This window comes from Paenibacillus sp. VTT E-133291 (genome assembly GCF_002264395.1).
In the GTDB taxonomy this organism is placed as follows: domain Bacteria; phylum Bacillota; class Bacilli; order Paenibacillales; family Paenibacillaceae; genus Paenibacillus_AQ; species Paenibacillus_AQ nitricinens.
Genome location: NZ_NFVA01000108.1, coordinates 1 through 18886, shown reverse-complemented (window position 1 = coordinate 18886; position 18886 = coordinate 1). Strand labels below are relative to the sequence as shown.

The 18886-nt window shown below is 45.5% G+C and carries 14 protein-coding genes; 5 read left to right on the top strand and 9 right to left on the bottom strand.

Features of this window, described 5'->3' with window-relative positions:
• The 4 genes from CA598_RS27760 to CA598_RS27745 all read left to right on the top strand — a co-directional run.
• On the top strand, nucleotides 1–382 hold a 382-nt coding region (locus CA598_RS27760; protein WP_256990011.1), incomplete at its 5' end, for a DUF6385 domain-containing protein.
• 153 nt (nucleotides 383–535) lie between these two features.
• Nucleotides 536–2578 (top strand): glycosyltransferase family 2 protein, encoded by a 2043-nt coding sequence (locus CA598_RS27755; RefSeq protein ID WP_179283778.1) that lies wholly within the window; start codon nucleotides 536–538, stop codon nucleotides 2576–2578.
• Nucleotides 2575–3996 (top strand): tetratricopeptide repeat-containing glycosyltransferase family 2 protein, encoded by a 1422-nt coding sequence (locus CA598_RS27750; RefSeq protein WP_094878570.1) that lies wholly within the window; start codon nucleotides 2575–2577, stop codon nucleotides 3994–3996. The genes CA598_RS27755 and CA598_RS27750 overlap by 4 nt, the downstream gene beginning before the upstream one ends.
• Nucleotides 3997–4010: 14 nt before the next feature.
• The gene (locus tag CA598_RS27745; RefSeq protein WP_094878569.1) at nucleotides 4011–5960 is read left to right on the top strand and encodes a glycosyltransferase; all 1950 of its coding nucleotides are present in this window, start codon (nucleotides 4011–4013) and stop codon (nucleotides 5958–5960) included.
• A gap of 26 nt (nucleotides 5961–5986) precedes the next feature.
• Here CA598_RS27745 and CA598_RS27740 read toward each other — a convergent pair whose 3' ends face one another.
• The 8 genes from CA598_RS27740 to CA598_RS27705 all read right to left on the bottom strand — a co-directional run bounded on the left by CA598_RS27740 (nucleotide 5987) and on the right by CA598_RS27705 (nucleotide 14455).
• A complete protein-coding gene (locus CA598_RS27740) occupies nucleotides 5987–6718 on the bottom strand; it encodes a glycosyltransferase (RefSeq protein ID WP_094878568.1) in 732 nt (243 codons plus the stop codon).
• Complete coding sequence (locus tag CA598_RS27735) at nucleotides 6715–7917, bottom strand: hypothetical protein (protein WP_094873930.1); 1203 nt, start codon at nucleotides 7915–7917, stop codon at nucleotides 6715–6717. The genes CA598_RS27740 and CA598_RS27735 overlap by 4 nt, the downstream gene beginning before the upstream one ends.
• Nucleotides 7914–9368 carry a glycosyltransferase family protein gene (locus tag CA598_RS27730; protein ID WP_094878567.1) on the bottom strand — a complete coding sequence of 485 codons (1455 nt, stop codon included), beginning with the start codon at nucleotides 9366–9368 and terminating at the stop codon, nucleotides 7914–7916. The genes CA598_RS27735 and CA598_RS27730 overlap by 4 nt, the downstream gene beginning before the upstream one ends.
• A gap of 69 nt (nucleotides 9369–9437) precedes the next feature.
• Entirely contained in the window at nucleotides 9438–10520 is a 1083-nt protein-coding gene (gene yunB, locus CA598_RS27725; protein WP_373455851.1) for a sporulation protein YunB, read from the bottom strand.
• Nucleotides 10521–10665: 145 nt separating this feature from the next.
• Nucleotides 10666–11277 carry a TVP38/TMEM64 family protein gene (locus CA598_RS27720; protein ID WP_094873936.1) on the bottom strand — a complete coding sequence of 204 codons (612 nt, stop codon included), beginning with the start codon at nucleotides 11275–11277 and terminating at the stop codon, nucleotides 10666–10668.
• A gap of 264 nt (nucleotides 11278–11541) precedes the next feature.
• A complete protein-coding gene (locus CA598_RS27715) occupies nucleotides 11542–12411 on the bottom strand; it encodes a glycine betaine ABC transporter substrate-binding protein (protein ID WP_094878566.1) in 870 nt (289 codons plus the stop codon).
• Between the two features lie 14 nt (nucleotides 12412–12425).
• On the bottom strand, nucleotides 12426–13259 hold the full coding sequence (locus CA598_RS27710; RefSeq protein WP_042191673.1) for an ABC transporter permease: 834 nt from the start codon (nucleotides 13257–13259) through the stop codon (nucleotides 12426–12428).
• On the bottom strand, nucleotides 13259–14455 hold the full coding sequence (locus tag CA598_RS27705) for a quaternary amine ABC transporter ATP-binding protein (RefSeq protein ID WP_042191675.1): 1197 nt from the start codon (nucleotides 14453–14455) through the stop codon (nucleotides 13259–13261). The genes CA598_RS27710 and CA598_RS27705 overlap by 1 nt, the downstream gene beginning before the upstream one ends.
• A 259-nt stretch (nucleotides 14456–14714) precedes the next feature.
• Between CA598_RS27705 and CA598_RS27700 the strand changes: the two genes are divergently transcribed.
• Nucleotides 14715–15275 carry a GbsR/MarR family transcriptional regulator gene (locus CA598_RS27700; protein ID WP_094878565.1) on the top strand — a complete coding sequence of 187 codons (561 nt, stop codon included), beginning with the start codon at nucleotides 14715–14717 and terminating at the stop codon, nucleotides 15273–15275.
• Between the two features lie 61 nt (nucleotides 15276–15336).
• On the opposite strand, the gene CA598_RS27695 is transcribed toward CA598_RS27700, so the two are convergent.
• The coding region (locus tag CA598_RS27695; RefSeq protein WP_094878564.1) for a carbohydrate binding domain-containing protein at nucleotides 15337–18886 on the bottom strand (3550 nt) is incomplete at its 5' end.

The following is an 18886-nucleotide window of genomic DNA, read 5'->3' as shown; positions in this document are numbered from 1 at the left end:
CGTACTCGGCGCTACAATTACTGCCGGTACACTAAGTAGTGTGACTTCTATATCCCAACGCAGCTTTATTGAACAGACGACTACAGGCATTGCGACCGCTAATACCTATACCCCTCTACCGGCCGTTACTACGAGCGTGCTGGGAACGTATTCCTTCTTCATTAACAATACTGGGGCAAATCCAGTCAACACACGTGTGGAAATCAGTGCTGATGGAGCGAACTATTTTGTCGATACCACGGGGGATAATCCTTTAGCAGCAGGTTCTATCGATGTCATAGTGCCAGCCAGATTCCTGAAATATACCCGCCTATCCTACCAATCAGCCAATTCAGGCTCTGCATCCACGATCAATGTAAGTTTCAATGCTCAGGGCACGTAATCCAGATGACCATCATATGTTGTAACAAGAAAGAGTACATGGATATCCATGTGCTTTTTCTTTAACTATAAGGACACCGAAGGCGTTTATGCTTGTGTCAGCAGCTATACATATGTGCATCAACCACATAATGCCTTCCAAGGAGGAACAACCGTGAATAATATTACGCTTGGCGTCCACCTCATCGTAAAAGATGAAGCTGATCTCCTGCCTCACTGTCTCGCAAGCGTAGCTGGTGCTGATGAAATTGTGATGATCGATACGGGTTCTACTGACGAATCCATAGCTATTGCCGAAGCACACGGGGCTAGAGTCTTCCAACGGGAATGGACAGACGATTTCGCAGCTGCTCGTAATGAAGGGCTCGTTCATGCCTCAACGAATTGGATTCTTATCCTCGATGCCGATGAGTGCTTACAAACCCCACTTACAGAACTCCGCAGCCTTCTACAGAACACACAAGCTCAGGCTTTTACAGTAAACATTGATAATTGGGTTGGCGTACGACCTGAAGATAAGGTAAAACACAGTGCAGTCCGCTTATTCCGAAATGGACAGGGTTACCAATATAGTGGAAGAATCCATGAGGGAATTGACACTTCAATCCTTAGCAAACATAACCTCTCGGCAATTGAGCACAGTCCACTTGAGATTATACACTTTGGATATTTACCTGAAATCATGACACGAAAAGATAAAATCAATCGAAATAAACACCTGCTGCACCTCACTTTAACCGAATTTCCGGACGATCCTTTCCACTCCTATAATTTGGCAGTAAACTACTGTCAGGAAGGTCGTCTTCAGGAAGCTGAGACGTTGCTTCGCCAAGGCCTTCACCATGTAGCACTTGAAGCCTCCTATCGTCCTACGATGATTAGGGATCTTTGCAAAATCTATCATGCGCAAGGAAAAATGAATGCGATTGACCCCTTGCTGATGATTGAACTGGAGCGTTATGGTGACTACCCTGATCTACATTTTTTATTAGGCCAATCTTTAGAGAGCCAAGGACTTTGGGAACGAGCGCTATTAGCTTATCAACATGCAGAGTCCATTCCTGCACATGAGATACTTAGCGGAAAATATGTCTGTGAGCAAGGAATGAGCACCTTTCGCCCCCTATACCGGATGGGTTTAATCTCACAGCGGCTTGGTCTTCTTGAGGATGCTGCAAGATTTTTTCATCGTGCACTTCAACACCATTCTTTATATACGCCCGCCTTGCAGGGAATTGCTGCTGCTTTTCAACGTCTAGCTGTACCCGATGAGGAAATCGCCACTTTACTGATCCAACTTGTTCCCCCAACTACTTCAGTCCGTAGATCCGCGATCATTGACAGTTTATATGAGATAAATGCTTATGAAACCATAACCACCTTATCCCGAGATATTTTTCCATTGGAATTGGATACTGCATATGCAATCATCTCTTCACTCATCATCACCGGCAAATTAGAAGACGCGAGTACAGCTATAGGACAGATGACCCCACTAGCTTCCCAAGATAACCATAGATCAGTGCATCAAAAGCAGTGGTATACCCTCTGGGCCATTTGCCAATGGGAACGATATGGAGAATTTAAAAAGGACTTGCTCAACCATACAACAGGTGAACTCCGTTCTGGGCTGGAATACATTGAGCGATCCCAAAGCCAACAAGTGGCATATCCGGTAGAAAAAGAGGTAGATCACTTATATTCCTCATTCCTTTCAGACCTCATTGGGTTATCCGTAAAGCTACATCAGCTCACACTTAGTCATACTTTAGTAGACCTGTTCCCTGCTTATCGATCTGAATTTGCCACAGCATTATATAAAGAAGGAGATTGGCAGGCCGCAGGAGAGGAATTTATTGTACTTGTTCGTGATAAGATCGCCGATGCAAACGTGCTTTTTTATATTGGTGAGATGATCTTTGACAAAGGGCATTATTCCGAGGCCAGTGAATGGTTTCAGCAAGCGCTGGAACAAGAGCCTGAGCATGAATCCGCAAGGATCGGCTTATCCCTCTGTTATCTTCAGCAAGCGAAGCTGAGTATGGAAGATGCTCTACAAAATTTAAATGATGCCCATGCTCATGGCCCATTGCAAGAGGATATCGGAGCTATCCTTAAATCCATTACCTTGCTGAATCGTACATCTTGGCACACTCAGTGGAGCTTACGTCAGAGCGAAGGGAGATCTTCCCTATGAACCATTCAAGAAGAAAGCCGCTAATTTCCTTATGCATGATCGTTAAGAACGAAGGAGATAGCTTGAGCCAATGTTTAAAAAGCGTACGGGGAGTCGTCGATGAGATCATTGTAGTCGATACTGGATCCACCGATGCTTCGGTTCAAATTGCCCTAAACTTCGGGGCTAAAATCATACAGCACCCTTGGAGCGGCGACTTTGCTGCTGCCCGCAACGCAGGTCTCCAGCAGGCCCATGGACAATGGATTCTCGTTCTAGATGGAGATGAGGAATTAAGTGAGGAGAGCAAGGGAGAATTACTGCTATGTGCTGAGCATATGGAGTACGAGGCATTTTTCCTACGCATTCATAATCATAAAGGGCTAACCCCCACTTCACAAACGATCACCGTCAATCCGATTATTCGGATGTTTCGTAATCGTCCTAAGTACCGGTTTAGCGGTATCATCCACGAACAGATTGCTGAGGCTATCATAACAGCTACACCCCAGGCACCGATGCATCTGACCACTGTTGTCATCCATCATTATGGTTACGCAGAAGGGGTAGTGATCAAGAAAGATAAAATCAAACGTAATGTCGAGCTGCTGAAAGAACAGCTAAGGTTAAATCCTAAAGATCCTTTCCACCATTTTAATATGGCTGTTGAGTATATGCGTCTTGGGGAGTATCACCCTGCTCTAAATCATATCCAACAATCACTAGAAGAGGCACCGCCTGATACAAGTTACATCCACCTGCTGCACAAATATGAAATTCGCTCGCTTGCAGAATTAAAAGATTTCCCTGGGGCGCTCGCAGCCTGTGATCGTGGAATGAGCGCACATCCGGATTATCCAGACTTAGCCCATCTCAAAGGGGCCCTGCTATTACAATTAGGAGCTTTTGCGGATGCCAAGGTAGCGTTGTTACAAGCTCTGGTCATCGGAGCTGCTCCTCCTGGCTACCATACTGAGGCTGGATTTGGTTCATATTTAACCTATTATATGCTGGGTCAATTATGTGAAGAGATAGGTGATGAGACCGAAGCTATTGCTTGTTACACCAAAACCGCACAGCTTCATCCCGAACCGACTCCCGTCATTACCCGGCTACTACGAGCCCTGAAATGTGCAGGCCGCGAGAGTGAAATTTACGGTTGGTTCCTCGCTCATCTGCCAGACTACACAGTGACTAAGAACAGGATTCTCCTAGAATTATTACAGAGTGAGGGATGTAATGAAGCAGCTGCACAGCTGATAAATGCCACAGAGCAGCCCATTTCTATAGAAGCGGCATTTAATCAAGCATCTGAGCAGGGGCGTTCACAGATTTTGTTAGCGGATCGTCTGCTTGCTTCCTTGTCCTCTTCTGCTACCTATTCTCCAGCAGTCAAAAGAGCACGCCTATCGCTTCCGCTACACAAAGTTTCAGAATAGGAGGGACGTTTCCTATGACTATACCCGAGATCACACTTTGTATGATCGTTAAGAATGAGGCGAACCACTTGGAGAAATGCCTGTCCTCTGTGCAAGGAATCGTATCAGAAATCATCATTGTAGATACCGGGTCTGAGGATAATAGCAGAGACATAGCACTTAAGTTCGGTGCAAAGATCATCGATATGACTTGGGAGAATGATTTCTCGAAAGCACGAAACCTAAGTCTGAAGCATGCAACTTCCCCTTGGATTCTGGTACTTGATGCCGATGAGGCTGTAGATCATTGGAGGAAGGAGCAGCTCCAGCACCTGCTGGACGCAGCGCATATCCACGGATATTGGCTACCCATTATCCACTATACCGGTGACGCCCCTGAAGCGGATTTTGTTACCGATCATGTCTGCCGCCTGTTCAGAAACGATAGAAGAATCATCTTTCGTGGAATCATTCATGAGGAGACGGCCAGCAGCATTTGGGAGCTTCCTGCAGGGGAGATTGCTTACGCTGAATTGCGTATTTATCACTATGGTTATTTAGAAGATGAACTGCAGCGCAAAAATAAATATCAGCGCAATTTAGCTCTCATCAATAGTGGTCTGCAGCTTCAACCGAACCATCTAATTCTTCGTTATGCGCTAGGGGTAGAGCATTATCAACAGGAACAATATCATACAGCTGCAGATGTACTTCTTCCATTACTCGCTGATGTTTCAACCCAATCCGGGTATGCCTCCGATATTTATCTAAAGACTGCCTATGCTTTACAACGATGTAACAGGCAGCAGGAATCTGCGGAAGTCTTTCATGCGGGGAGCTTATTGTTTCCCGATTTCACTGATTTATTAGAGGGCTATGCTGCTTTATTACTCGAACAAGGACAGCTAAGCCAAGCTAGACACTTCTTGCAGCAAGCACTGAAGAGTGGGGATACAGCACTTTCATATCCATCTTCTTCGGGAAGTGGAACGTATCGAACAGAACTACTAGCGGGCAGAGTATGCGAGAAGTTATTTCTATATCCAAATGCGCGGAAACACTACGAGGCTGCTATACAGTTTAAACCAGATTATACGGATGCGTGGAAACAGCTTGTCCCACTAAGCCTGCTATCTGGAGAGAGGTTAAGTATGATCGCATTGACCCGCTATCATATCCACACTCTCTCACCAATTACTTTAGGCTATCTCGTGCCCGCGGCGCTCAATGCTCGTGATTTTGAATGGCTGACCACTCTCTCTTTTGCTTCGCAGCTACCGCTAACCGTTCAAACCATTGTGCAGGCTTTCTTTGCTTGTACTCAGCAGCAAGAGGAGGAACACACCCTCGCCCCCCTTGAGCAGCTCCTTCATAATCCATCTCTTCTTTCCGAACATTCATCAATACTCGGTTATCTCTGGGCTTTGTCTTGCCGTGCTGGAGATAATGAATCAGCCAAGAAGTGGGTTGTCTCCATATTACCATACAGACCAGGGATCCTAACGATTCATCATATTTTAACAAGTCGTTCTGACATTAAGCCTTCTCTTCCTGATCTGAGCTATGCTACACAATTGCTGCTTCAGGTCGGTGCTTGGGACAGTGTATTAACGCTCTATCGTCATTCAGAGGGATCTTCCTTCCAATGGTGCAAACTGCCGGAGCCCTTATTCTATGGATTGCTTGAGGCTCCTATCCCCGTAAAGAAACAGTGGTGTTCCATCTATCTCAGTCAACCCCCTCATTATAATGCTTCGACGGACTGCGCCGAATGGCTATTATATGTGGCAATGGCTTGCTCCTGTGGGGAAACTCCAAAGATCGCTTTATCAGATGAAATGGCTGTGCGCAGAAATGGAGGAACTACCGCTGCAGTGGGACTCTCATACTATAAGCTTATGCTCGCTGCAAAAGCTTCCCCCCATGGAATACCCTCAGGTCATATCCCATGGGGGGTGCTCGTCAGATCTGCCAGTCAGATCTAACCGACTGGCAGATTCGGATTTCAGAGCTATTCTTTCCATTCAATCAAATGGGGCTGCTCATCTAGAATGGACTGGTACTGCTCCAGACTCCCCCAGCGCCCCTCTGGATCAAGCTCCATATAACGCGAATATTTAAGTCGAAGCTCTTCCGGGGAAACTGCCCATCCATAATGCTTCACTCGCAGTTCGGCAAGAAAACCCGGCAATACCGAGTAAGAAAGCGGCAGCCTAGGAACATGATGATCCATTTTCGGGAAGAAATAATGAAAATTCGGCAAGTATCGGACAAGTGTACGAGTATGCTTCGTATGGATATTCCAATGTTCATCTTCACGATAATGGGTGGTGCCACCCCAAAAATCAAATAGCCGGAAGGATACCCAGTCATACACATCCTGATCAATCAGCCGTCTCATCTCCCGTTTAGCTGCCTCTTCATAGAACTCATCAGCGTCTACAGACAGGAGCCAATCCGGATTCGTAGACACCGCTAAATCCCATAACAGCTGTCTTAACTCCCACTCACGATTAAACAAGGAGGTCTCCAGTGTCACAAGCTTCGTAACCTTGGCAAAAGAACGACATAACTGTGCCGTATGATCTGTACTTCCATCATCAACAACTACAATATCATCCACAAACTCACTCAGTTCTTCAAGTATCTGCTCCAGATACCTTCCAGCTTCGTTACGAACCTGCATCATAGCGGTCAAGCGGTTACCTGCTGTTTTGCGGAGAGGCCATTTATGACTACTCATCCCTCCACTCTCCTTTTCAATCGTTTTACGGCCTCTTCTAGATCTGCCATCTCTGATAAAAGCGGCCACGCCTGATTGTCTTGCCCTGCCGCATTCAAGAAGCTGCGCATAGCCTCATGTCGTCTGCCATGTAGCAAGTGTATTGTGCCTTCTATAATCCCATCAACATTCCCCTCCAAATCTTGCTGAAGCTCTAGCGCTTTCTCCCATTGGAAGGTCCGAATATAATTCTGAATCAATAACCTCTTCGCCTCTGAGGTGGTAAGCGAACTCAGAATCCGTATTGCCTCAGCTTCATCCTCATTTAAGCGAAACAGCTCTGCCCGGACAAGTTCGTACTGCCCGGAGTGAAGCCAGCCCTGCAGCCTTTCCGCATCCTGCTTCTCCTCAGCTGTAACTGCCGTAATCGTATATTGTTGAACAGCTGTTTCCAAATCCCCAGTCTTACCCTCTATAGCCGAAAAAAAGCGAAAATGTGAATGAAGGCAATCTAAATATTCATACAGCACCATGAGCTCAAAGGATTGCGCCAGATAGCGGTTTGCTACGGAATCCCCCAACAAGTACAGATAGGAAGCTGCCAAGTAATGCACAACAGGTTGACTGGGCAGCTTAGCACACATGGAAATGTAATAGTCCGCCCGCAACTCAAGCTGTATAGTAACCCAATCGGCAGGTGATCTCGCTGAATCCTGACGCAAGTTCGCAATTGCCTTTCTCCACAGCACCTCATAATCCGTAAGAAAATACAGCCGATCTCCCTGAAAGGTAACTCCATAGGATTCTTGCTGATCCCCGGCGAGATAGAGCACATCTTCCCTGCGCAAGCTCTGCTCTAGATATATCCGTTCAGATCGGGTGGCTACAAGGTCAGCCTTTGCGCCAAGCAAACTGCTGTATTTATCCCATAACCACTTCTTTTCTTCTTCCGGACAGCGTTCTAGCAGAGCCACTACATAAGCTGCCTGCAAAGAGAGAACCTCTGAGAGCCAATAAGGAGAAGAGACAAGAATCGTGTATTGCTTCATGTTCAAAGAATAAATATCTGCAGCCGCAACTGCCCTAATCTGATTGTTAGTCTGCTGCTCTCTAGTCATTCGTCCAGCAAAGCAGACCCCTTCCCTATCGGGAAGAAGCTCTAGCAATCTTTTATATTCGTAGTCCTCCCAAGAACCTCCGCTTAGAATTAAATATTTCATGGGTGTGCCTCCTTGGAATCGGACAAATCCCCAATATAGCCTATTACCAGAGAGGCATTAGGGTGCAGCAGCAATTGACGGGAAGTAAACTTCCCATTGCTAATCATCCCAGGTAGGATCCCTCCTTTGTAAGCAACACGTTCAAGAGGTAGAGCGAGCGCTGAATCTCCCCCTGCAAGCAAATGAACCCCAGCTTCTTCCATTTCAGCCGATAAACTTACGATCAGATCTGCGGATCCTTGAGTTATGGCCTTCACTACCCGCTCAACATAACGTTTCTCATATTGGATAGAAGTGGACAAATACAGAATGATCTCGCTCTCATATAATGCAGATGCGTTCTTTAACGCCCGTTGCCATAAATCCTCACCATGAACTGTTATCATTACATCATGTTCGCTAACCGGTAACTCAAGTGTAGCGTCCACCAAAGTATCTCTAATCCAAATCCAGCGAATATACTTGTAGCTCTGCTGCTCCCGTACAGCTACCCATCGCTCCTTCAGCTCATCACAATCCCAAGCTTCATCACAATAAACTATGGCCGTTACCAACGGAGATGCTAAGGGAATCCTGCCCAATGGTATAACCGGCTGTGGAAATTTTAAGGACTCAGTATAGGGTACTAAAAGTCCTTCGTTCTCTATCCCGCTTTCAAGTGCCCATTTCTTGTAGTAAGTCTGCCAGCCGTCCGTTTGTTTGGATTCGTCCTTCGTTCTAAGGTATTTATCCAGTGACTGAATAGCATGAACATACACAGCTTCACTCAGTGCCAGTTTCACTCCAACCTGACGCGCCCTAAGACACCAGTCAGCTATCATGAGATGCCGTGCTTGAAGCGAGGTGTCAAAGCCGCCAATTCGCTGAACCAATTCCTTAGAGAATAAAAGACAAGATCCGGTTAGCACTTCCACCTCGTGCCATTCGCCTTGATACCGCCCAAGGCTGTAGCTTACATGCTCCGTTAATTCATGATGAGTACCAAAGTGAAGCCGTTTCTTCCCTTCACCCTTTTCGGTAGAAGAACGCGGAGCAATGACTCTTACGGATGCATCATCAACGGATGCCCACATTAACTCGCTTAACCAGCCAGGCGATACCATAATCGAATCTTCAAGCAGAACAGCAAAGGTGGTCTCGATATGGGCCAGAGCTAGGTTGGGCATATACTCCTCCTTCTCATAAGGTAGGAAGAGCACTGGTTCCTCCGGCGAGAACTGTCCTGCTAATACCTCCATGGGGAAGTCGGGAGACATTGAAACAGCAATAATGCGCACAGCCACTCCCGAGTGAAGCAGCAGCAGGGGTAAACAGACCGTAGCACATTCCATACGGCTAAGCTCAACTACAATAGAAATCCCATCTTCACTAGGCAAGGGTAGAAGTCCGGCACGTTCAAGGAAACCGTATCTCCCTGCCAAGCGTTCCATATTCATCGATTCATGTGACATTAGGACTCACGCTCCATTTATTTAAAGCAACTCTACCTATAGTCTATGAGCGGTTAAGCATGATATCCCTTAATTTCCTCCATTTACGCCTTTGCCGCCTTCTTCTGTATGAGCTGCGCCTGTATTTGAAGAATTGGGTGCAGCTGGCGATGAATTGCTATCCTCTTTGCTATTCCCAGTAGTATCCTTGCTCTGATCTGATACTCCATTTTTATCTCCACTTACAGACGGTGCAGGAATAGCAATTCCTGGAGCACTGCTGCCATTAGCACCGACAGGCTGACCCTGATTATCGTAGTAATACATTGGCACGTCTCCGACGACCATCAGATATGACACTGGAATTTCCGTATCCACTACCTGGGGTTCCATGTCAAAAGGAATAACCACCGCTACCTCCGTAACAATATGGATATAGACCTCAACTAAAATCATATTGATTCCGGCATTTTGCTGGCGAGTGCTGAGTTCAACCTTAACAGCACCTTGCGGTTCAATCTTGATCGGAATATCAGGCCCATAAGAGGCGATGAGAGGACTACCTAGTGCCTGACCGAGCGGAATATATTCTGTCTGATTATGCAAATCCTGCAACGTGGTCTGGATTACCTCTGCTGCTTGTGAAGTAATACGCATATGCTCCGCATAGTTCAACATAAAGCCTGATATTTTCCCGTTCTTATCGGTCTTCCAATCAATCAGTTCCTCTGCATTTCCTCCGTTCGCAACTTGTGAAGTAATCGCTTTATTTATCGACTCAGTTGCGATTTGCTTCACACGAATTTGCGCTAAATGCAAAATAGGTGGCTTCATGTGCAGCTCCACGTATCGCAGTGCCTGTAGCACAAGCACAATCAATACTAAGGATGCAATCAGCCAAAATTTACGCCGGCTTCTTGGCTTACGCGTGTTTCCACCGGTAACGTTCATCTTTCTTTCTGCCCTACTCGATGAGCTCATATGACTTCTACTTCGCTTAGCTTCAAAGCGTGCACTCTGTGGTCTAGCCGCTGCCCTACTAGGTTTTGACTTGAACGCGGAGCTTCTTCCAGAGAACCTCGGCGTCCCGCCCCCATTTATTTTTGGCAGCCGAAACTGACCTAGATCAGGTAATCTTAGCCCTCGGTTCCCCCATTTTCTTAATCTCCCCATTGCGATAGTCCCTCCCGCCTTACGTAGAGGTCAAGCCACCTCCACTTAGTTTAAGGTATTCGCAAAGAAGACAAAAAAGAAGAACGTTCCCTCCGGCAGATAATGCCAAAGAAACGTTCTTCATTCATTTGATGATTAATTAGTATTAGTGCATTCTACTCCGTTTATCTTCCTGCAAATGGTCCCAGTGCCGCCGTATAAAGATCCCGATTAGAATAGCGATAAACACGGCATACCAAGTAATATATCCATTCCATTCTTCCCTAGGGACGATTAAGCTTGAGCCGATCGTACCGAATAGCCAAATGTAAGACAGATTCCCAAGCACGGTCCCCCAAACAAAGGATGAGGCTTTTATCGGTGAAACAGCGGACATAAAGTTGATTACATTGTTCGGAATAATAGGAATCGTACGTAGAAGTACCAACGTCCAGATTCCATATCGATCCAAGTAACGCTGCCATTTGTCATACCTTTTCAGCTTGGACCTCCATTTTCGATCAAACCAATTGTAAAGGTAACGTCGAATGAGGAAGTACATCAGTATTCCACCCAGATTACAAGCGAGCCAACTGATTATCATACCTCCAATAACGTTAAATACAGACACATGGAGTACAATCAAAATTACGAACGGAAAAAATCCTAATATACTCTGCAATAGCGCCAATGGAATCGTCACAAATAAAATAGAGGGTCCACTAAGGCCAAGCGTTTGCAGCAGCCAATCTATCCAGGTATTTATGGTCTCTGTCATGAAGCAGTCTCCTCTCTTGACTCCTTGCAGCAGCTGCCTCCTGATTTACTTCGCTAAAGCATAAGTGTGAGCATTAAAATATAAGCAAAGTATAGATATCCCTTTTATTACTTTGCTTATATTCTCAAGAAAAACACCCCTTCCGGGGTGTTTTATTGAATGAGTTTGCTTATGAAGTGCATTTGTAAAGAACAGTGGTTAGCGTACAAGTTACACTTTTGTAATCCATTGATTCTTCACATCATACCACAGAATTCTATCTACTTACAATTCTACACCTTGAATCCACGCATTCACTTTATCGGGGTTGTTTTCTACCCAAGTTTTAGCAGCTTCTTCTGGTGATTTCCCACCTTGAACCTCAACCATTACTTTCGCCATATCTTCTGCTGTCCACTCAAATTGATCCAAGAACTTATAGACATTCGGCATGTCTTCTTTCAGACCTTGACGAACCATCGTATGGATTTGCTCATCCGCACCATATACACCTTTTGGATCTTCCAGATATTTCAGGTCCATATTGGCGAACATCCAGTGTGGTGTCCAACCCGTAACAACGATAGGCTCGTTGTTGTCATAGGCTTTTTGCAGCTCTTGAGCCATCGCTGCTGATGAACTTTCAAGAAGGGTATAATCAGTAAGGCCATATTCAGCTATAGCCTTTTCTGTTGTTGTCATAATACCAGCACCCGGCTCAATCCCGATAATTCGATTGTTCAATTTACCAGCTAGGTCACTGTTTTTCAAATCTTCAATAGAATTAATATCCATGTACGCTGGAACCGCTAAACCAACCTTGGTTCCGTTCAGATTTGGACCCAAATCTTCCATTTTCGCACCATACTTTTCTAAATAAGCAGCATGCGTGCTTGGCAGCCAGGCTGCAACCATTCCATCTGCACTACCGTCAGCAACTCCTGCCCACATTGGACCTGCATCTACCTGCAGCATTTCAACAGTAGCTCCAAGCTTAGTTTCAAGTACTTCCTTTACTACATAAGTACTCGCAATTTCCGAATCCCATGCTACATAAGCCAGTTTTACTTTCTCGTTGCTTGAGGATGAACATCCAGCAATCACAGTAATCATCATAATCACTAACAGGAATAACACTATATTTTTTTTCTTCATTCTTTTTTAAACCCCTATCTCTGTTTTGGTTTTAGTGCGTTCTGCGTTAAACGGTCGAGTAGAATAGCTATAATAACAATAGCGATCCCCGCCTCGAACCCATCTCCTGTCTTAGCCTGCGATACCGCACGGTATACATAGGCTCCTACACCTTGCGCACCAATCATAGATGAGATGACAACCATCGAGAGTGATAACATAATCGTCTGATTGACGCCTGCCATAATCGTTGGCAGTGCGATCGGCAGCTGCAATTTAACCAGCTTCTGAGTTGGTGTTGAACCAAAAGCATCGGCTGCTTCCACTAACTCCTCTGAAACTTGACGAATACCGAGATTGGTCAAACGAATTGTCGGTGGAATCGCAAAGATGATCGATGCAATTACACCTGGAACTACACCAAGTGAGAAAAAAGATACCGCTGGCAATAAATACACAAATGCCGGCATCGTCTGCATAAAATCCAAAATAGGCGTAACTGTATTTCTAACCGCATTTCTCTGCGCACACAAAATGCCAATCGGTACGCCGATTACCACAGCCAGTATCGAGGCAGTTAGAACAAGGGCTAAAGATTGCATCGAAGGTCCCCATAATCCGAGATTATCGATTAAGAGCAGTCCGATTACCGCAAATAAAGCCATGCGCCATTTCCCAATCCAATAAGATAAAGCTGCAATTAGTACGATAAGCACTAATGCAGGCAGGAAGGTCAGCGCACCTTCAATTGCAGAAACCATCCCACCGATTATCGTAGCGATAAAGTCAAACAAGGGGCCACAATACGTAGTTAGCCAGTTTTCCAACCACTCGAGGGCCTTTCCTAAAGGCAGTTTTGGAATGTCCATTAAGATCCTTCTCCTTCCGGTACCGCGTTACCCGCGAGTGCGGAAAGAACGGCTCCCTTAATCACAATACCCTTTAATTTATCCGCTTCATCTACGACGGCTACAGGCAAATGTGTCTCAGATATTAGTTCAAAGAAATCATTGAGCAGCGTTTCTGGATATACACGAGGGATCTCCCGCCGTGTAACCTCTAGGATGGATTTATTATCCTTTAGTGCCTGTGCTGCGTCCTCAGCTGTAATAACACCCAAGAGCTTGTTTTCTTTGTCTACCACATACAGGCTGAATATACCGCTGTCGCGCATCAGTTGAAGTGCTACACGTGGTCCGCGCTCAGGTCTAACCGTTTCCGGTTGCCGCATCACATGAGCTGCAGTTAGCACCTTGGACAAGTCCACATCCTCCACGAACCGCTCTACATATTTATTGGCAGGTTGAATGAGAATCTCCTCCGGTGTACCAATCTGCACGATAACACCGTCTTTCATCAGTGCAATCCGATCACCAATCCGCAGGGCTTCGTCTAGATCATGAGTGATGAACACAATCGTCTTCTTCACTCTGGACTGCAATTCCAGCAGCTCCTGCTGCATGTCTTTACGGATCAGCGGATCCAGTGCACTAAAGGCTTCGTCCATGAGCAGGATATCAGGGTCATTAGCAAGTCCTCTTGCTAATCCTACACGCTGCTGCATCCCTCCGCTGAGTTGATCCGGTCGATGATTCTCCCAGCCCTTTAAACCAACGAGATGCAATGCTTCCATGGCCCGTTCAGTTCTCTTCTTTTTATCTACGCCCTGAACCTCAAGTCCGTATTCCGCATTCTCCAATACCGTCCGGTGTGGAAACAATGCGAACTTCTGGAACACCATGCCGATGTTCTTGCGCCGAAATTGCCGAAGCTCCTCCGGATTCATTTTAACGACGTCTTTTCCTTTAAAAAGGACTTGTCCCCCTGTAGGCTCAATCAAACGGTTCAACAAACGAACCAACGTTGACTTACCGCTGCCGGACAATCCCATAATGACGAATATTTCTCCTTCTTCAATGCTGAATTCGGCTTTGTTGACTCCGACCGTCAACTTTAATTCCTGAGCGATCTTTTCCTTCGACCACCCTTGCTCTAATAATGGAATCGCCTTTCCCGCATCATGACCGAATACTTTGGTTAGCTTTTTCACCTCTATAATAGCCATGCCGTCCTCCTTCTCCCGAAAATATATCCGGGTTTAGTTCACTTATAGTAGTGTACCGGACTATTGAAAATTCATGCAAACACCATATACGGATAAAATTTAGTGTACAGTTTTAACTTTACGTACTTTATGTATAGAATACTCTGTTTTACACCAAATTCCTTTCTTCATGATTTCTTTACTTATGGAGGGGGATTTGATTACAATACATTGTATAAGGTTGCAGCAGTCTATCGACCTATTCCTCAGGAGGGACATCATGAACGATTTAGAAGGGTTAACACCCGAACAAATAGAGAAGATTAGTAAGGCCCGTGAACGCGTGATAGACTCTATCGGTAAAAATATGGATCTATACGGCATCACTTTATCCATTGGGCATTTATACGGTTATATGTATTTCAATCAAGGTCCAGTGACATTGGACGAACTTAGCAAAACAATGGGAATGAGCAAAACGTCCATGAGTACGGGAGTCCGTACCCTCCTAGATCTGAAAATGATCGATAAAGTTTGGGGGAGAGGGACTCGCAAAGACCTGTTCACCACTGTACCTGACTGGCATCAGAACTTCAGTGATTACTTCTCTATTAAATGGAGAAAAGCCGTCGAAGGAAATATGATTTCACTAGCGAAATCACTTGCAGAAATTAACGATATGAAAAAAGAGTTTAGTGACGATAGTAAACTTATGCAGCTCTTAAATACAGATGAAGAGAAGATTACCGAATCCATTAATTACTACCGCTGGTTGCTAAAATTAATAGAATCTTTTGAGAATGGTAAGATCTTCGAATTTATCCCTAAAGAAGAATCTTAATTCCAAGCCAAAAAAAACGACAGTGCTCCTTTAAAAAGGAAAACACTGCCGTTTTTTTCGTTTAACTTTCGATTAAGCTTACATCATCCAAATAAATCGTGCTGCCCGCACCAATTTCACTATTCGTCTCCGTACTGTTCCCATCAATAAGCCCTAGTAAAAATACCAGATGAACCCCTGCGTCTGTCGCACCGTTCATGGTAAATGTGTAGCTGAATTCTTTCATGTTCTGGGTCAAGGCTATAAGCTCAGCCTCCATATATTTGGTGTAGTCCCCGCCTTTATGCTCCACAGCTACCTGAATATTACGGTTTACCGTAGAACGGGCCTTAAACTTCAAGGTGTACGTCTTTCCCTGAATAAGCTTCAGGTTTTCGTAATCCACTTGTGCGCTGTAGGCAGCTTGCCCTGTGCCCGTAAGGTCTATCGCAAATTCGCCATCTTTTACAGCAGCAGATCCGGTTCCATCAAAATACTGGCTCCACCCTTTTGAATCCACATCAAAGGTTCCATTATCCAGCGTGCCGCTTGGGGGTGTCACTGGCGGACCACCTTGTACTTCCCGGACCACAATATCGTCAAAAGAAATCGTATGTGGCGTACTGTTAGCCGTAGGATCAGTGCCCTGCGATTTGCCAATCAGATAATTCAGCTTCAGCGGATTGCTGTTAGACACCGTAAATTGTGCGCCATACGTTGCCCAATCGGCAGTAATATCAAACTTTGCTTGAGCGGAAGCTGCAGAAGTATTGGAGTATTCCAGGATGATTTGCCGCGGAACCGTTGATTTCGCCTTAAAACTCACCTCATACGTTTTTCCGCCTTCCAGCGGGATACCTTCTTGGTAAAATTGTGTATGCCATGCCTCCCATCCTGCCGACGTAATCAAGATTTCTGCCACGCCATCCTTCACATCAAATGCTGAAACACCACCTTCTCCAGACCATGTAGACCAACCCGTCTTATCGCTACCAAACGAACCATTGATGACCAGATTGTTATCATTAGCAAGTATTGTCTGAAGCACATATCCGTTTGCGTAATGGTCAGCTTCTACTGTGATGGTATAGCTGCCCTCGGATGGAAATACTGCTGCATCGATTGTGATTTTCCCAGGTTCAATGGTGTATTGTTCAGTTTCAAGTGTTGTACCATTAACCTTCACTGCAACAATTTTCTTTCTCCAATCCTCATGGTCTATGAAGGTTAGCTCAATCGGCTGCGAAACTCTGTTGTTTGAACTATCGCTTATCAATTCCTGAGGTTTTGCTGGTGCATTTTTAATTTCAAATTTCACATTATCGATAATAATATCATGGCTTTGAGGAATACTATTTCCCTCAACCTTTCCAAGCAGGAATTTAAGAGACAGTGTATCTTTACTGCCTTGACGGAATTCGAATTTGTAATGAGTTGTTGCTGGTGTGAGCTCTACAATATTTGTAAATGAAGCCTGATAAGATGCATTTTCAACATTTACTCCGATTTTCCGGGCTATGGTTGAACTGGCATCAAACTCTAGCACATAATCTATTCCGCTTGCAGCTTTCAAGTTATTTTGAAACAACATCACGGAATAGGGCTGACTACCCGTATTCGTAATGTTAAACTTCGCTGTTCCATCTGTAGCAGTAGCAGTGCTCTGTCCGCCCTGCTCCGTCAACAGCCGATCCCAGGCAAGAAATTCAGCGTTGAATTCACCATTCACCAGCGGATAGTAAACAAGTGATGGATCATAATAAAAGCTCGTGCGCAGCAACTTGAAGTTATCCAAGATGACGGTATCCGCAGCACCATTCAGAATTAATATGAATTGTCCCTCATGATCCGTTGCACCTGCAAGGTTGGTGAAGACTGCTTTTATTTCTTGTTCACCTTGGGCTAAGTTAACCGATTGCTGCGCATGTACGCTGCCGTCTTTTCCAAGAAGCTGAACTGTGGCTGTACGTGCAGAGGATACTGCAGCATTAAAGGCAAGTTCATAGTCTTGGCCTTGTATAAGCTGAATTCCCTTCTGAAGCAATCGGACTTCGCCACTTTCGCTGCCGCCAATTTTCACATTCAGCTTGCCTTTGTCATCTACTTTAGCCGCAGCCGTTGCACCTGTGGCTGTTTCTACGTGCCAATAGCTCATCCGATTCGGCTCACCAAGATCGAAAGTGCCATTGTACAGATGATTACCGCTACCGAGCGGTGTCTTTATTCCGTCATGGTCAAAAGGAATACTATCTACCTCTTCCAGACGGACATTTCCGAGCCAGACTGGTGAAGCATTAGTACCCATGTTGAACTCTATCCGTGTTGCAATATCAGAGTTTTCTTTCATTTGAAACATCGTTTCGTAATGGGTCATCTCGGAAGTCAGCTCTGCCTTAAGCGCTGGAGAATAAGCGGCAAAGCCCCGTGATTCTCCCCCCGTTAGTTTAACGCTAATATTACGTGATACGTCTGTTTTCGCATCGAAGCTGAGCTTATAGAATCTGCCTTTAGCAACAGATACGATCGCTTGAGGTTGAACGGAATACACATTGCCTCCAGCATTACTGATATTTACCTTTACGAAGTTGTGCCCCCCAATCGGTACAGTGGATACTGTAGCATCGGCTCCTGGTTCTTTAAACAAAACCCAATGTGAAGTATTCGGTATTCCCATTCCATTATCTCCCGGAACCTGCTCCGTGAAGTTGTTGTTATAGACAAGATTGCCATCAGGAAGTGCAAGCTTTGAGCCTTCTAAGTAAGCTTCCTTCTCCAGCGTTACGGGTATCGGCTCACGATACTCACGGCCTGTCAGTTCATAGACTCTGACATAATCAACCTGCATTGACTTTGGAAACACAGTCTCAGGTGTTGGGTCGCCATCGAAGTTGCCGCCAACAGCCAGATTTAACAGCAGGTGGAACTCTTGATTGAATGGTGCTGGATAAGCATTATTCGCAGGCTGGCCATTGCTGATGCTGTACCAGTCATTTTTGGTCAAGAACAGCTCACCATCTACATACCAGCGAATTTCTCCCGGTTCCCACTCAATGGAGTACGTATGGAATTGTTCTATCGTGGAACCTTCCGGGAACACATACTCTTTACCAGAGTACACATTGTTAGGCCACTCGCCGCCGTAATGAATAGTACCCGCTACCGTATTAGGACGGCTGCCCCAGCCCTCCATAATATCAAGCTCACCAGAGGAAGCCCAATTTCCGTACTCGTAGTTCTCGGGCAGCATCCAGATCGCCGGCCAGTACCCTTTTCCGGTAGGTGCTTTAGCTCGAATCTCGAATTTCCCATATTTCTTGCTGAACAGACCTTTTGTCTTAAGTCGCGCAGAAGTGTACTCCTTGCCACTTACTGCTTCTTTATGCGCCGTAATCACTAAATTACCATCTTGTACCTTTGCGTTCTTCTCATCACTTGTATACCATTGCTTCTCGTTGTTACCCCAACCTGGATTGTTAAATTGCGAACCATCTCCAAGGTCATAGGTCCATTTCGTAGAATCAATGGTCCCTTCATTGAATTCATCTCCCCAAACCAGCGTCCACGGATCATTGGTTGGTGTTGGCGTCGGTGTGGCTGTAGGTGTTGCCGTTGGTGTCGATGTCGGTGTGGCT

What these genes read in the sequence shown, in the direction of transcription:
- CA598_RS27745 (WP_094878569.1), top strand. Translation starts at nt 4,011, where the DNA reads ATGACTATACCCGAGATCACACTTTGTATGATCGTTAAGAATGAGGCG.
- CA598_RS27735 (WP_094873930.1), bottom strand. Translation starts at nt 7,917, where the DNA reads ATGAAATATTTAATTCTAAGCGGAGGTTCTTGGGAGGACTACGAATAT.
- CA598_RS27710 (WP_042191673.1), bottom strand. Translation starts at nt 13,259, where the DNA reads ATGGACATTCCAAAACTGCCTTTAGGAAAGGCCCTCGAGTGGTTGGAA.
- CA598_RS27720 (WP_094873936.1), bottom strand. Translation starts at nt 11,277, where the DNA reads ATGACAGAGACCATAAATACCTGGATAGATTGGCTGCTGCAAACGCTT.
- CA598_RS27730 (WP_094878567.1), bottom strand. Translation starts at nt 9,368, where the DNA reads ATGTCACATGAATCGATGAATATGGAACGCTTGGCAGGGAGATACGGT.
- CA598_RS27705 (WP_042191675.1), bottom strand. Translation starts at nt 14,455, where the DNA reads ATGGCTATTATAGAGGTGAAAAAGCTAACCAAAGTATTCGGTCATGAT.
- CA598_RS27700 (WP_094878565.1), top strand. Translation starts at nt 14,715, where the DNA reads ATGAACGATTTAGAAGGGTTAACACCCGAACAAATAGAGAAGATTAGT.
- yunB (WP_373455851.1), bottom strand. Translation starts at nt 10,520, where the DNA reads ATGGGGAGATTAAGAAAATGGGGGAACCGAGGGCTAAGATTACCTGAT.
- CA598_RS27750 (WP_094878570.1), top strand. Translation starts at nt 2,575, where the DNA reads ATGAACCATTCAAGAAGAAAGCCGCTAATTTCCTTATGCATGATCGTT.
- CA598_RS27715 (WP_094878566.1), bottom strand. Translation starts at nt 12,411, where the DNA reads ATGAAGAAAAAAAATATAGTGTTATTCCTGTTAGTGATTATGATGATT.
- CA598_RS27740 (WP_094878568.1), bottom strand. Translation starts at nt 6,718, where the DNA reads ATGAGTAGTCATAAATGGCCTCTCCGCAAAACAGCAGGTAACCGCTTG.